This is a genomic window from Salibacterium aidingense DSM 18341 (assembly GCF_000429685.1).
Lineage (GTDB): Bacteria > Bacillota > Bacilli > Bacillales > Marinococcaceae > Salibacterium > Salibacterium aidingense.
In genome coordinates this window covers 110897-125892 of record NZ_AUCI01000003.1, presented here as the reverse complement: position 1 = coordinate 125892, position 14996 = coordinate 110897, and the positions used below count along the sequence as shown (strand labels likewise).

Below are 14996 nucleotides of genomic sequence, written 5' to 3'. Positions count from 1 at the left end.
GGGACAATACCATTATAAGATAAAAATTTCCGAACGATTAATCCATAAATCGTTCGGTTTTTTGTTTGTTTTTGTTTTGCTTCGTCAAAATGGGTCGCTTTCCGCGGGGACGGCTCGAATAAAGGAGGATCGGCTAAGAACGGCACATCCTGTGCCGACGCCGATCTGACCCGCATCCTGCGGGCCCTCGGGGAAAATCCCTTCCTGCGGGGTCTCGAGACACGTGCTTTTCCCGCAGGAGTCGACCTATTTTAACTCCGCTGAATGGACGTTTTTGTTATATAAACCCTAAGATGTCCGTTTTACCAATTTTCTTTCGTTTGGCCCAATCTCCCTCTCTATTCAGCCGAGACCGGCCACGGAGACTCCTATGGGACGAAGACGAACTGAAGATTCACTTGGCAATGCGATCTTCTTTACCAAGTGACCTGGAAAGCGCAGTGAGCGGGTGCAGCGATCCCATCGTCATTGTTTTGTTCGGGTTTTCGGCCGGATCCTATCCTTTGTCCCGGTCTCTTTTTATGAAGATATAAGATCAATAATTTCAGCGGGGGTCATGGTGCTGTTCAGTTCGTATTCTCCGGATTGAATAGAGGTGGCTGCTCCGCTTTCCTGTAACTGCTCCTGAAAGGAGTCAGCACTTTCTATGATTTCAAGGCTTTGAAGGTGGGACGCCACGTCACCGCTGGCCATACCTTCTTCAATATGTAAAATCGTTTTTACTTTTGTTTCCGGGGGCTTCTGCTCCTCTGTACGAGAATCCTTTTCTTCCTGCAGTTCGGCTAATTCATCAGCGCTTAACACCGTATAGCCGGAACTTTCTAAGGAGGCTATCATTTCCTTTTCCTCCATGCTGTTCTCCTGCGGGACCGGGGTCTCTTCGAAATCTTCTTTTGCACGATCAGAGGATTGCGGCTGCCATATAAAATACACAGCTGCCAGGCAGCAGGCGGCTGCGAACCATCCGAATGCAAAAATCTGGATGCTTTTTCGATTCATTCCCTTCTCTCCTTATTCAGTTTAACTGGGCCAGCAGATACTTCACTTCATCCTTTTTTAATTCCATCGTTTCTGCTGTCTCTTCGATACTATTGTTCTGCTGAAATAATTGATATGCTTCCTTGACCAGTTCATCATTCGCCTGAGGACGGGTACTGGAAGTGGGTGGGTCTGAAACCGTCAGCATTTCTTCTTCCACGACCCGGAGCCGCTTTTTCACCTGATAAAGATCTCCCATGACTTGAAGGGAAAGGTGATCTAATTCTTCCTTCATCTCTTTTTGTTTATCCTTTGCGAAAAAAGAAAGACCAAACAGCAGGATACTGATTAGTATAAATACAAGAATCAGCCACTCCATTTTTGCGTTCCTCCTTTCTAATACGGATGATTCATTCATATTATACATGCTTAAGAAAGAAAGGAGAATGGATTCCCTTTAATCTCCTTTTTTCTTTTGTTGGTGCTTGATAGCTCGCCGTATATTTGCTATTATTGTAAAGTATGAATGAAGCAGAAGTTGAGGAGGGAGAACCATGCGTGTACAAGTAACCCTGGCCTGCACGGAATCAGGAGATCGTAACTACATTACGTCCAAAAATAAACGCAAGAACCCGGAACGTATTGAACTAATGAAATTCAGTCCGCGTTTGAACAAACACACACTGCACCGCGAGACGAAATAAAAAGCAGGAGAGTAGAACTCCCTGCTTTTTTTTATACACCACTCCTTGTTCATGATTCTAAAGGCAATATGGTAAGGTAGGCACAGAGTAAAATTCAGGCAGGGAGAGAAGTTGGATTGAAGGAAAAAAGGGAGATTCGTTTACATATCAGAAACACGTTTCAGCGTCTAACAGAACAGGACATGGAGCAAAAAGGGGCAAAGATTTGCGATCAGCTTTTTGCCTCCTCTTTATGGCAGAATGCTTCGACGATTGCATTAACGATGGCAACGAAAAATGAAGTAAACACCCGCCCAATGATTGAAAAGGGGTGGCAGGAGGGCAAATGTATAGCTGTCCCCAAGGCCGATCCATTTTCCTATACGCTTGACTTTTATCAAATAACTTCTTTTCAGGAGACAAAAGAGGATTTTGCCGGAATTTTCGAGCCAGATCCCGCTTTCTCTTCCTTTATTCCGCCGGATATGTTTGATTTAATTATTGTTCCGGGAATGGCCTTTGACAAAGAGAAATATCGAATTGGATTCGGCGGAGGATACTATGACCGGTTTTTAAAAAATATAGCTGTTCCTGCCTGCGCCGTCCTTTGTGAGTTTCAGCTGTTTGAACGGCTCCCCAGAGAAAAACATGATATCCCTTTGGATTTTCTGTTTACTGAAAATAAGATAATATAGATCTTTCCTTTTAAAGCATAAACAGAAAATATTCTGCAAAGCCTATAAGAAAAAAGAGGGGCAATTATGTTTAAAAATGGGAAGATAATCGTATGGTTGATTCTGTCAGCCTTTATTATTGGGTACTATCGACGTCCAATTTTTCACTTCTTTTGGCATAATCCTGCTATTCGACGAGTAGCCATCACGGCAGCAATGAGAATCCCAGCTGTCCGGCATTATCTACTGCGGCCGTTTCTCCACTCATGAAGGACAAAGGATGCCGTCTGATTTGATTTCAGGCCAGGCATCCTTTTTTCATCTCTTCCCGCCCCGAATGATTCGATATATGAAGTCAGCGTTGCTATAATGAGGGGAATGGAGGGAACATCATGCGCTGGAATACAGTTTGTTTTGATTTGGATAATACCTTATTTAGTCATGAAGAAGCATTTGAACGGGCGATTCAGTATACATTTCAGTCTTTGTACAAAAACAGGAGGAATAAGGGGAAAATTCCTGACGTGGATGTAAAGGATTGGTTTCAGACTTTTAAAACCAATTGCGATTACTATTGGGATGATTTTGAAAACAACAAGTTGACCCGGGAAGAGTATCGTAAAATCCGCTTTGACGAAACCATGAAAGCATTCGGACTTCCTTTTCAGGAGGGAGATGCAAAACAGTTCCATGACCAATACGAAGCTGTCGTTGCCAGGTTCAGCCTCCCCTTTAACGGGCTGCACCACCTCCTTTCCTGCCTGCGGCAGGCGGGAATTCGTTTAGGAATTATTACGAATGGAAAAAAAGAAACGCAGACAGAAAAACTGAAACAGCTGGACGTGGAGAAATATATTCCACTGTCGCATCTTATCGTTTCGGAAGAAGCCGGAGTAGAGAAACCAAATAAGGAAATATTTGATCAGGCTCTCCATAAAATAAATGGAGAAAGAAAATATGCTTTATTCATTGGCGATTCCTGGGATTTAGATGTGAAGGGAGCGATTCACGCCGGGTGGGAGGCCGTGTTTTTAAATACACGAAAAGAACATAAAACATCGAGTGAAACGCCCGCAGCTGAATGTTATTCTTTTCAGGAAACATCCGATTTTCTGCTGGAATCCCTCCATCTGAAAGGATGAAATATGTTGGAGCCACTGCATCGATATTGGAAATTAATCCATCATCTTGTGATAAAAGAAAATGCGAGGATACTTGATATAAGTCCGGACAAAAAGCAGATATGGATGGAAATGGAGAAACAGGGACGTAAAGCTGCAGTCCGCATAGCTAAAATAGAATACGACTGGATGAATCAGCTCGAAAAGGATGTGGAACAAGCCAAGGATTCTTTCCGCCGTGTAAAAAAGATGATTCTGGGGCGGAACTTGCAATTTTATAATATATATGTGTCATCTTATCCCCCCGTTGATCTCCGCACCCCATTAGGGGAGCATTTACAGCAAGAGAATCGTATTCATCTTTATTTTCTTTCCCGTGATCCATCTGGTGAAATTGCCGATTCAGCTGAAACAATATTAAGAGATGTCGGAGCTGAAACAAAGTGGAATCCACTCATGGACGGAACCGACGAAGAGCATGAAAACGAGGCCCGGCACTATCGGAAAGAAGTGCAGCATAAACAGCAGGCTCTGGAGAAACAGGATCGCTCCCTGCTGATGTTCAGTCGTCCCCGGGCCATTTATCCGATACTGGCTGCGATATTTTTAATTTTCTTGTGGTTGGAGCAAAACGGGGAGAGCACGAATATTGTAACCCTCATTGAATATGGGGCAAAATATAATCCAGCTATTTTGGATGGGGAATGGTGGCGTTTAGTTACGTCTATGTTTCTGCATATCGGTTTTTTTCATTTGATTATGAACTCTCTTGCCTTGTTTTATATTGGTGGGGCTGTGGAGAGAATGTACGGTATGTTTCGTTTTATTATTATTTATTTTACTGCTGGTCTGTTTGGGTCCCTGGCCAGTTTTGCTTTTAACGAACAAGTTTCTGCAGGTGCTTCCGGTGCTATTTTTGGATGTTTTGGGGCTCTTTTATATTTTGGGATAATCCATCGCAAGCTTTTTTTTCGGACGATGGGGCTTAACGTGCTGGTTATTCTTGGCATTAATTTAGCCTTTGGATTTGCTGTACCGGCCGTTGATAACGGTGCCCACATCGGCGGATTGGCCGGCGGCTTTTTAGCATCCAGCCTGGTTCATCTCCCCGGCCATGGAGCAAAGATCACTCAGTTTCCGGCGATTGTTCTAATCCCGGTTTTAGCCTCAGGTCTTTATTGGGCCGGGCAAATAAATGAAGATAAAACTGATGCTTCTATGATTAACGTCCAGCTTGCTCAGGAGTATATACAACGGGATAATATCGAAGAAGCACGCCGTATCCTTCATAAAATGTTAGACTCAGTTGATAACCCTTCTGCTTATTTCGTTCTGGGGAATACGTATCTGGAAGAAAATCAATACCGGCAGGCCGCGGGTAACTATGAAAAAGCTGTCTCCCTTAACCCTGAATTGGCTCAGGCCCATTACAATCTATCCATTGCCTATTTGAACCTGGAAAAATGGGAAAAAGCAAAGCAGGCGATTGAAGAAGCGAAAGCATTAAATATTGAAGAACAGGATGAAAACGTCGATGTGGAGCAAATCGAATCAGAAATCGCAGATAGAAAAGGTTAAGCCTTTCCATAATGAATATATAAAGTAAGTTTTTTATGGTGCTGATCCCAGCCGACAAATGGCATGCCTTTTTTTTCTGTGGTGTTGTGTTTATCTGTTTCTTCCACCAGCTTATGAAAAATGTCGAGCCAGACGTCTTCCAGGACAGAGGGGGATAATATAGAAGAAGCCATGATGGCTTTCCACTGCTTTCGGTCATTTAAAGGAAAAAGCTTGGTTTCTTCAGATAGATCCTTTTTATCCCTTATTATTCTTTTAATATGGCTCTGCTGCTGCCGGATGATGGTATCAATCATTTGTTTTGCTTTCTGTTCTTCCCGGGACTTCGCTTCTTTAAAGGAGTGGAGGTCTGTCATTGGGGTATCAAGCACATAAAGCTCCGCCTCGTCCCAATCAAAGGAAAAGACAGGGGCATCTTTCACGGCAAAATAACTGATGACATCATATCGGCTTGTATCTTCGGAGGCTGTCTGTTTTACCGAAGCCAGCTGACTTCGCTGCTCTGCCCATGCTGTTGAGCTTTCTTTCACATAACCATCCTCAAATAACAGAGTTTTCACCTGAAGGGTTTCACATGGCTCATGCGTCTCGAGTCTGCCTTCCCATTCCAGCTGATATTCATCCTCGTCTGCGATATGAAGAATATCAATCGTACTATCAGCCATAGAAAAAAGACGTTCCGGTGATTCAAAAACCAGCTCTTTTTCTTCTTTTTGCAATGGAGCGGCATATGTTTCCGGGACAGGAGCCATTAGAAAACATACCATGATCCATGGAATAAAGAATTTCATCATGTTTATCCCTGCCTGTTTTTTACTATTATCTGCAGGTTGGATTTCCTCATGCACGAAATTCATGATTTTTGACTCCTTTGAATGATTTTTAATATACCGGAAAAACTGGTAAACAGAGGTGAACGGAAATGGATAAGCATACTGTGCCAGTCTCCGGAGATATTGAAGAGAACAAGGCTTACCTGTCTTCAGAACTTGCTGTTGATAAAAATTTTGATATTATTGAGCTTGAATTGGAATACAACGGCCTGGAAATGGTGTTGTATATGGTAGACGGGTTTGTGAAAGATGACGCGATGACTCAAATTCAGCGTGAATTGGATCATCTGAAACCTTCAAAGCAGCGGATAGAAGTCATACAGTCCTTGATTACATCCCGTATTCCATATGTTGAACTGGATACAAGCGATGATCTCAATGAGGTTGTCAATCAAGTGTTATCCGGCCCCGCCGCCCTTGTCGTGGACGGCCAGAATGAAGTCATCCTTATTGATACGCGTGAATATCCTGTCCGGTCCCTGGAGGAGCCGCAGACAGAGCAAGTAGTGCGCGGGGCAAAAGATGGATTTGTGGAAACGATTATTTTTAATATGGCTTTAACCAGGCGTCGGATCCGTGACAGAAACCTGCGCATGGAATATTCAAGAGTGGGCCGGCGTTCGTTGACCGATGTATGCATCAGCTATATAGCAGACATCGCCAATGAAGATATAGTAGAGCGGATAAAAGATGGATTAAATCAGGTCGTTATTGATGGACTGCCAATGGCAGATAAAACAATCGAAGAATATTTGTTTGGACAGTACCTCAATCCTTATCCGCTGGTCCGTTATACAGAACGGCCGGATACCGCTGCCGTCCATCTGCTGGAAGGGCATGTGCTGATTTATGTGGATGGCTCGCCGACTGCCATTATCGTACCTTGTACCTTCTGGCACCATCTGCAGCATGCAGAGGAATACCGGCAGAAACCAGTGGTAGGTACGATGCATAGGGTGGTCCGCTTTGTTTCCGTATTTGTCTCCTTATTTTTACTGCCGTTATGGTTTTTGTTTGCTGCCGAATCGCTGACGCCACCGGACTATTTAAGTTACATTGGGGTGGAAGAGTCAGGGAAGGTGCCGCTTTTGGCTCAATTTATTATTGCAGAAATTGGAATTGAAATGCTTCGGATGGCTGCCATTCACACCCCATCAGCTTTAGCAACAGCTTTGGGGATCATTGCTGCCATATTGATTGGGGAAATAGCGATTGAAGTTGGTCTCTTCTCCTACGAAGTGGTTCTGTATCTGGCGGTGGCAGCCATTGGCTCTTATGCCACCCCGAGCTATGAATTGAGCCTTGCTAATCGAATCTGGCGTTTTATTTTTCTTCTTGCTGCTGCGATTGGCGGGGTGCCGGGGTTTATTCTGGCGATAACGATTTGGATGCTTATATTAACTGCATTAAAACCTGCGGGGGTTCCCTACCTGTGGCCGCTTCTTCCTTTTTCCCTGTCGAACATGGGGGATATCTTTAAAAGAAAACCAATTCCATTGAAAAAAGATAGACCGGAAGCTCTCGATGTGGGGGATCCGGATAAGGCTCCCACCCAGTCATGACATTTTCCTGTACCAGTCAGGCAGGATGTATGGATTATTCAGGACAAACATAGGCTGTACTAATCTGCAATATAAGAGGAGGCCGTTATGTTTGTGTCCCTGCTGGAAGTAATCATAGTTGGAATGGTAACGGGAGCCGCCTGTATGTATACGTTTCAAAAACAAAAAAGAGTCACGATATTGTTTATTTTATTGTTCGTCTGTTCCTTTTATCTAGGCTTTCTTCTTTCCAGCCAATGGGTGAGAGTAACAGAAGCGCTCTGGGTGTTTGATGTCTTCCGGCTGGTTTTGGCGTTAGCTCTTTTTGTTCTTGGACTTCTCTCCTTTGTTCCGTATCATGGTTTTTTTCACGTGCATGGAAAGTATATCTGGCTTGCCGTTTCCATGTTGTTTTGGTATACCGGCTGGCATACAGGGCATTGGCTCTCGTCCATTTTGGGAATCGCCGTTCTTGTGCTTCTTTTTATTACTGCCTTTGTTGTCGGCAATACCGTCCAAAGCATCATTCATTTTAAAATGAAAGGAAAAACCTTTGTTCCTTTCCTCCCATTTGCTGTCCTGCTTTTCTTTTCTTTCCTTATGTTGCTATAATGTAATTATGAATAACGAGTTTCGTTCCATCGCAGACATTAGAAAATGGTTTATGCAGTTTAGACTTGTGGTTTATACAAAAGATAGAGACATGGATCTTGAATTAATGGAAGGGGAAATAAAGGAGGCCTACGAAGCAGGACTGCTGGAGCAGAATGATTATCAAAAGGCACTCCTTATTATCAAACAGGAGAAACGGATGCAGAATAAGGAGTAAGAAAGACATGGGAGGACGTACATATGAAAGACACGTATGTTTTGGGGATAGATGTCGGTGGAACTTCTGTTAAGCTTGCTGTGTTCACGGAACAGGGAAAATTGGTGGAGAAGTGGTCCATACCCACCAATACGGATAATAATGGAGAACATGTGTTGGAAGATATCTCTCATTCGGTGAAAGACATATGGAATAAAAAAAACATAGAGCTCCGTGATGTAAAAGGAGCAGGTATTGGTGTTCCGGGATTTGTTGATATGAAACGGGGAACGATTGATTTTGCAGTAAACATAGGCTGGAAGGATTACCCCGTAGCCTCGGTCCTGTCGGAACAGCTGGGGATCCCGGTAGTGGTGGACAACGATGCCAACCTTGCTGCGGCCGGAGAATACTGGCGCGGGGCAGCGACTGACGCTGAAGATGTCCTGTTGCTTACTTTAGGGACTGGAGTCGGCGGCGGCGTGATTGTTAAAGGTGATATTTTACATGGAACCTCTGGAATGGCCGGGGAAATAGGCCATGTAACGATGGTCCCTAATGGAGGGGCTTCCTGTAATTGTGGAAAAACGGGATGTCTGGAAACCGTTGCCTCAGCTACCGGGATGGTCCGGCTGGCAGAAAAAGCAGTAGAAAATCATACCGAATCTATGTTATACAAGAAATGGACAGGTTCAGACGATTTAACGGCAAAGGATATTTTTGACTGTGCTGCCGAAGAGGATGAAACGGCACGAAAGGTGATTGACACCGCCATGTCCTATTTAGGAATGGCCGCAGCGAACGCAGCCAATGTCCTGAATCCAGAGAAAATTGTTATCGGCGGAGGGGTATCAGCAGCCGGAGAAGCGCTGCTTCAGCCGCTGCGCTATTATTATGCGAAGCATGCTCTTCCAAAAGTGGAACGCCACTCTACCTTTGCAATCGCAAAACTCGGTAATGATGCAGGAATTGCCGGCGCAGCCTGGCTTGCCAAAACCCACGCAAATAACGCTGACGGCCTATGAAGGAAATAGTAATGAATCATGAAACCAAGGGACTGAAGGAGAAGATCGCATGACGGACTATCGCACGGAGAAAGATTTTCTTGGGGAAAAAAAAGTACCGGTGGATGCTTATTACGGCATACAAACCATCCGGGCTAAAGAGAACTTTCCGATTACGGGGTACCCCCCGCATCCAGAATTGATCCGGGGTTTCGGATATGTAAAAAAAGGGGCAGCCATGGCAAACCGGGATGTGGGCATGCTTAACCACAATATTGCCTCCGCTGTTATCCAGGCCTCGGATGAAGTAATTGAAGAAAAATTTAACGATCAATTTATTGTCGATGCTATCCAAGGCGGGGCAGGCACCTCCTTTAATATGAATGCAAATGAGGTTATTGCCAATCGTGCCATTGAAATTCTAGGCGGCAAAAAAGGTCATTATCTGATGGTCAGCCCTAATACACACGTGAACATGGGGCAGTCCACCAATGACTCCTTCCCGACTGCTATACATATTGCCTGTCTTCATCTTGCAAAGGGGCTTACCAAGTCGCTGGAAGAGCTTTTAACTACGCTGAAGAAAAAGGAAGAAGAATTTGATGAAGTTATTAAGATGGGCCGTACTCACTTACAGGATGCTGTCCCTATCAGGCTTGGACAAGAATTCAGTGCGTACCGGCGCGTGTTGTCAAGGGACTTAACCAGAATAAAACAATCGGTGGATCATTTATATGAAATCAATATGGGGGCTACCGCAGTAGGAACTGGCTTGAATGCGAAACCGGAATATATTGAAAAAGTTTCCGAATATTTATCTGATCTTACCGGTTTTCCGTTTTACAGTGCTGAAAACCTGGTCGATGCCACCCAGAACACGGATGCTTATACCGAGCTTTCCGCATCCTTGAAAGTACACGCCATCAATTTGTCGAAAATGTGCAATGACCTGCGTCTGATGAGTTCAGGCCCGCGCACGGGGTTGAACGAAATAAACCTGCCTTCGAGGCAACCTGGTTCCTCGATTATGCCGGGAAAAGTGAATCCGGTTATGTGTGAAGTCATGAACCAAATTTCGTTTCAGGTTATAGGGAATGATCACACGATAAGTCTGGCTTCAGAAGCAGGCCAATTGGAATTAAATGTAATGGAACCCGTATTAGTATTTAACCTTCTCCAGTCGCTGTCTGTACTGCAGAATGGATTGAGCGTCTTTCGGGAACATGGAGTTTCCGGAATCAGCGCTAATGTGGAACATTGCAGAGATCTGGTTGAAAAAAGTGTGGGGATCATTACGGCAATCAACCCTCATGTTGGTTATGAAACGGCCTCTCGCATTGCCAAAGAAGCGATCGATACAGGCCGGAGTGTCAGGGAAATCTGCCTGGAACGTGATATATTAAGCAAAGCAGAATTGGATGAAATTTTAGATTCCAAAGAAATGACAAATCCAGGGATTGCCGGATCAAAGTTTTTATAGTCAGGAAGGGGACAGCCCCAGTCGCTTAGTGAACCACGAGGGCATACTTTAGCCGGCGAACAGCAAAATGCTGCCGTCTTCCGCTCCTGCCCATGATGAATTCTCTTTGTCATAGAAAAGGAGCTGTAGCTTGATACAGCTCCTTTTCCTATATAATGGCAGGCGGGAAGCCGGGTCCCCGGGAAAGGAAGAAAGATATGTTTCGCGGAAATAAATTAGTGGTGATTTTACCCATGACATTAATGATTTTTCTATTCATTGGAGGAAGCTTCTACATAAACCAGGCAGAAGAGGTAACCAATGAAAATCTTTCGGAAGAAGTACGGTGGCAGACAAACTTATCAGTAAAGGAATCAGGAGATGCTTTATCAGCGTCGTGGGAATGGGACATGATGCCAAATGACGGGATGACCGGAATGGACTATATCGGTGTTACGTTTCTTGATGAAAATGGGGATCCTCTTATGGAAGAAGATTATGACAGTTTTCAGTTGACTCTTGATCAAAACACACAAAATGATATTAAGAACCAGGGAAAGCCCGTGGAAAACGGCGTAGTATTTTCTGTTCCGAATCGTATAGAAGAGAATGAAACAATTGGAAACAGCGGACGAGTTCATGTGACTGCCGAATCGGATGCAGAAGTTGACCGTGCGGTGATTAGTTATTTGCATACGTGGGAAAATCATGATGGGCTGAACACAGAGGAATCCAGATTTTTCACTCCCTCTTTTGTCGGAAAAAAGGAAAACGATGAATCCTTTTATTGGGTGATGGAAAGTTTTGTAGACCGAAATTCCGAAGAAGAGGAATGAAGGAAACATGAAAGGTTTATCCTACCAAAACGGTGTTCTGTTTATAGGCAAAGAATATATCGGCTGGGCCTGTTGGGATAACAGGCGTCCGGTTTCCCGGGTTTTACCGGTCTCCATGACAGCCATGTTAAAAATTGGACAACATGTTTTTAAATCCATGCCATTGTGGTATAAGGTAACCAGCGGCCTATTGATCTGCTTGGTCTTTCTTCCAGACTTGTTAGGTCTTATATCCGGGACCCGCCTGCCGGGGGTGCCTTTGTACATTTTACTGTATTATTTGATGGGCACCCATTTCTTTTTTCCGGCGGAGCTCCGGAAATTTCACGGAGCGGAACACAAAGTATTCAGTTATAAAGGGGTAAAAAGAAAGAAGAATCTGCACCGCATCAGACAATCAGCGATCACCAACCGGTATTGCTCGACCAATACTGTCGTCTTGTATTTTCTTCTTACAGGGGCTGGTTATGGACTGATGCGTCTTTGGTTTTCCTGGGATTTCAGTCTCGAAACAGCGTCTTATGCCGCAGTACCGCTGTCTATGGCCGGACACCGTTTACTTCAAATGGAGCGGATGTCAAAAATCAGAGCCCCTTTTCTTCGTTTATCTTATTTTGTGCAGCGTCATATCGCCTGTTCTGCTCCAGAGAGAAAGCATTTGCGGACCGCACTGGAAGCATACAGAGCATTGGCAGAACAAGAATTTCCGCACCTTCTGGAGGAAAGAAAACCGAAAATCACAAAGGAGGCAAAACAGATGGCTATTGTGGATATTACAGTTGTACCGGTCGGAACAGAATCTACCAGTATTAGTGAAGATGTGGCTCAGATCCAACACGTATTGAACCAGCATACGGATAAGCTGGATTACCAGTTAACATCGATGGGAACCATTATTGAAGGGAACCTGAAAGATATTTTCCCGATAGTAGAAGAGCTTCATGACATTCCATTTCAGCGCGGAGCTAAACGGGTTTCTACCAATATCCGTATTGATGACAGGCGGGATACAGAAGGCGGCAGCATGAAAGACAAAGTACAGTCCGTGGAAAATAAAATGAGTTAACAAAGAAGGCTGGAACAGAAGCGGAAAAACGGGAGTCATATAAAAAGGGATGTTTATTCCATACTAATAAACATCCCTTTTTATTATATATATTTTGTCCTTGAACCGTTATTGGCTGGGATGGCAGGATTCGAACCTGCGCATCACGGAATCAAAATCCGATGCCTTACCGCTTGGCTACATCCCATTAACAACAACTAGTATAAGTAATTTTAGAAGCGATTATACCATACACAAAAAAATTTTTTAAACAAAGAAGGATATTTGCAAATAATGACGAATCTTAAACATTGAACCAATATTTTTGTAAACAGGAAGGTGATGCCTTGGAAAACATGGAATACGAAAGTCAGCGTTTGATAGAAAGAGCACTGGCCCTGCAGGCCACAGATCTGCATCTTCACCCTGCAAAGAATCAGACCCTTTTATTGTACCGGATTCACGGAAGACTCCGAAGGATGGCTGTCATGAACCAAAGATATTCAGAACGGCTTATCGCTCATTTTAAATTTCGAGCCGGGATGGATATTGGAGAACAGAGGCGGCCGCAGAATGGCTCTATCTCATTAAATAACACGACTCCTCCTGTTCATCTCCGCTTTTCCACCATGCCCTCCTCCCTGCGGGAAAGCTTGGCGGTAAGACTGCTGCCACAGCATGAATTTTTCACCTTATCGTCTTTGTCCTTCGCCCCCGCTGTAGTATCGTGTTTTTCATCGCTTTTAGACGGGAAAAACGGCATTATTATGCTGACAGGGCCAACCGGATCAGGGAAAACAACAACCCTTTACGCTTTTATGAATGAATTGATTCATCGTTATTCTTCCCGGATCGTCAGTATTGAAGATCCCATCGAGATTCACGATGAAGCATTTATCCAATCTGAAGTGAATGACAAAGCAGGGATGACCTATGAAGAACTGCTGAAATCTTCTCTTCGTCATGATCCGGATGTGCTTATGATTGGGGAAATTAGAGATGAAAGAACTGCTTATCTTGCCGTCCGCGCTGCTTTAACCGGTCATCTCGTATTAACAACGATGCATGCCGGTACCCCATTTGGCGCTGTCCACCGGCTGCTCGAATTCGGATTTTCTACCACCGATTTAAAAGAAACCTTGTTATGTATCACCTCCCAGGAACTCTTCCCCAGATATTGTCCATTATGCAGGAAGCAGCCCTGCGATATATATTGCCGCAGACATCAGCAGGCTTCTCGTACAGCACTTTTCGATATTCTGACATCCCGCGGGCTCGATGATTTTCTCACTGGACAGACTTCTTCTGCGCTTACTTTCACTAAAACCGAGCAATGGAAAAAAGGGAATAGCCTTGGACTTTTTCAAAATGAGAGGAAGGAGAGCTCTTATGTTCGAACGGGAAACATGGCGTAGAGAAGAAAAAGCAGCTTTTCTTGTAAAAGCCGGTGTACTGCTCGAACAAGGATATACTCTTCATCAGGCCCTGCAGCTATTATCATGGGAGCAGCCTTATAAAGTAAAAGAAAAGATAATGCAAATGATAGAAGAGCTTTTAGCCGGGACTCCGGTTCATGACATGCTCGCTCATCATGATTTTCCCTCGGATGTGACTGCCTATGTGTTCTTTTCAGAGCAGGGCGGCGGGCTGGCTGAAGGATTAATAGGAGCAGGCGAGTTGTTTCGAAAAAGACTGAAGACCTGGACCTCAATACGGCAGCTGCTGCGCTATCCCCTGATATTGGTATGGGCAGTGGTCATGATTGCGGTAGTCATGGTTCAATTTTTGTTTCCTTCCTTTCGTGAACTGTTTCAATCCCTTGATATTGAGTTCCCCCTTTTGACTCGAATGATGATTGTAATCTTTCAGTACGTTCCCTACTTATTGTTTGGTATGGTTCCTTTTGTCCTCCTTGGAGTTCTTTACTATGCAATAAGGTTTCGTCAGTTTGCCCCGGACAAACAATTTGCTCTGTTATGGAAGATTCCTTTTCTCCAGTCTTATCTCCAATTATTTCTCACGTATTATTTTTCTCTGCAATTCAGCAGCATGCTGAAAGGGGGGATATCTATATATGAAGCCTGCCAGGTATTCGAAAAGCAGCATCACTTTCCATTTTTCCAGCTGGAAGGAACGTTGTTAAAGCAAAAGCTGAAAGAAGGAAAACCGTTATCCGCAGCCGTGGAAAACTCAGGCTGGTACCGGAAGGATATGAAGTATGTTATTCAGCATGGGCAGGAGGCCGGCAAACTGGATGAAGACCTTCGATTCTATGGTGAACGAGTAATTGACATGCTGGAAACCAGAATTAAAAAAACAGTAATGACATTACAGCCCAGTTTGTTTCTTGTCATTGGATCGATTATTTTAATCATGTTTTTATCGGTGTTCCTGCCAATGTTTCAGTTAATGAGTTCTATTCAATAAGAAAAAGAA

16 protein-coding genes and 1 tRNA gene are annotated in these 14996 nt (G+C 44.1%); 13 read left to right on the top strand and 4 right to left on the bottom strand.

The window, feature by feature from the left end:
* Positions 1–519: 519 nt before the first annotated feature.
* Both G475_RS0104745 and G475_RS24245 read right to left on the bottom strand, forming a co-directional pair.
* Positions 520–999, bottom strand: a complete 480-nt coding sequence (locus tag G475_RS0104745; RefSeq protein WP_026700302.1) for an endolytic transglycosylase MltG — start codon at positions 997–999, stop codon at positions 520–522.
* A 16-nt stretch (positions 1000–1015) separates the two neighbouring features.
* Complete coding sequence (locus G475_RS24245; RefSeq protein WP_035710339.1) at positions 1016–1357, bottom strand: hypothetical protein; 342 nt, start codon at positions 1355–1357, stop codon at positions 1016–1018.
* A gap of 175 nt (positions 1358–1532) precedes the next feature.
* Here G475_RS24245 and rpmG point away from each other — a divergent pair, with 175 nt between their 5' ends.
* The 4 genes from rpmG (at position 1533) to G475_RS0104720 (ending at position 5034) form a co-directional block, all read left to right on the top strand.
* Positions 1533–1682: a 50S ribosomal protein L33 gene (gene rpmG, locus G475_RS0104735; RefSeq protein ID WP_026700301.1), complete on the top strand. Its 150-nt coding sequence runs from the start codon at positions 1533–1535 to the stop codon at positions 1680–1682.
* 116 nt (positions 1683–1798) lie between these two features.
* Positions 1799–2356, top strand: coding sequence for a 5-formyltetrahydrofolate cyclo-ligase (locus G475_RS0104730; RefSeq protein ID WP_051302171.1), 558 nt, complete (start codon positions 1799–1801; stop codon positions 2354–2356).
* A 371-nt stretch (positions 2357–2727) separates the two neighbouring features.
* Positions 2728–3477, top strand: coding sequence for an HAD family hydrolase (locus G475_RS0104725; RefSeq protein ID WP_026700299.1), 750 nt, complete (start codon positions 2728–2730; stop codon positions 3475–3477).
* A gap of 3 nt (positions 3478–3480) precedes the next feature.
* Positions 3481–5034 (top strand): rhomboid family protein, encoded by a 1554-nt coding sequence (locus G475_RS0104720; protein ID WP_026700298.1) that lies wholly within the window; start codon positions 3481–3483, stop codon positions 5032–5034.
* Here the strand turns inward: G475_RS0104720 and G475_RS0104715 are convergent.
* Positions 5031–5891, bottom strand: coding sequence for a hypothetical protein (locus G475_RS0104715; RefSeq protein ID WP_026700297.1), 861 nt, complete (start codon positions 5889–5891; stop codon positions 5031–5033). The two genes, G475_RS0104720 and G475_RS0104715, sit on opposite strands and share 4 nt — an antisense overlap.
* 65 nt (positions 5892–5956) lie before the next feature.
* Between G475_RS0104715 and G475_RS0104710 the strand changes: the two genes are divergently transcribed.
* The 7 genes from G475_RS0104710 (at position 5957) to G475_RS26660 (ending at position 12581) form a co-directional block, all read left to right on the top strand.
* Positions 5957–7429, top strand: coding sequence for a spore germination protein (locus G475_RS0104710; protein WP_026700296.1), 1473 nt, complete (start codon positions 5957–5959; stop codon positions 7427–7429).
* 87 nt (positions 7430–7516) lie between these two features.
* Positions 7517–8020: a hypothetical protein gene (locus G475_RS0104705; protein WP_026700295.1), complete on the top strand. Its 504-nt coding sequence runs from the start codon at positions 7517–7519 to the stop codon at positions 8018–8020.
* Positions 8021–8027: 7 nt separating this feature from the next.
* On the top strand, positions 8028–8237 hold the full coding sequence (locus tag G475_RS0104700) for a YqgQ family protein (protein ID WP_035710248.1): 210 nt from the start codon (positions 8028–8030) through the stop codon (positions 8235–8237).
* 23 nt (positions 8238–8260) lie between these two features.
* Positions 8261–9241 (top strand): ROK family glucokinase, encoded by a 981-nt coding sequence (locus tag G475_RS0104695; protein ID WP_026700293.1) that lies wholly within the window; start codon positions 8261–8263, stop codon positions 9239–9241.
* 49 nt (positions 9242–9290) lie between these two features.
* A complete protein-coding gene (aspA, locus tag G475_RS0104690; protein ID WP_026700292.1) occupies positions 9291–10700 on the top strand; it encodes an aspartate ammonia-lyase in 1410 nt (469 codons plus the stop codon).
* 197 nt (positions 10701–10897) lie between these two features.
* Positions 10898–11515, top strand: a complete 618-nt coding sequence (locus G475_RS0104685) for a hypothetical protein (protein ID WP_156911628.1) — start codon at positions 10898–10900, stop codon at positions 11513–11515.
* Between the two features lie 7 nt (positions 11516–11522).
* The gene (locus tag G475_RS26660) at positions 11523–12581 is read left to right on the top strand and encodes an MTH1187 family thiamine-binding protein (RefSeq protein WP_084413994.1); all 1059 of its coding nucleotides are present in this window, start codon (positions 11523–11525) and stop codon (positions 12579–12581) included.
* Positions 12582–12693: 112 nt separating this feature from the next.
* On the opposite strand, the gene G475_RS0104675 is transcribed toward G475_RS26660, so the two are convergent.
* Positions 12694–12768, bottom strand: a tRNA-Gln gene (locus tag G475_RS0104675).
* Between the two features lie 148 nt (positions 12769–12916).
* On the opposite strand from G475_RS0104675, the gene comGA reads away from it, so the two are divergent.
* Both comGA and comGB read left to right on the top strand, forming a co-directional pair.
* A complete protein-coding gene (comGA, locus tag G475_RS24240) occupies positions 12917–13975 on the top strand; it encodes a competence type IV pilus ATPase ComGA (RefSeq protein WP_233275730.1) in 1059 nt (352 codons plus the stop codon).
* Positions 13950–14987: a competence type IV pilus assembly protein ComGB gene (comGB, locus tag G475_RS0104665; protein WP_026700289.1), complete on the top strand. Its 1038-nt coding sequence runs from the start codon at positions 13950–13952 to the stop codon at positions 14985–14987. The genes comGA and comGB overlap by 26 nt, the downstream gene beginning before the upstream one ends.
* Positions 14988–14996: the final 9 nt, after the last annotated feature.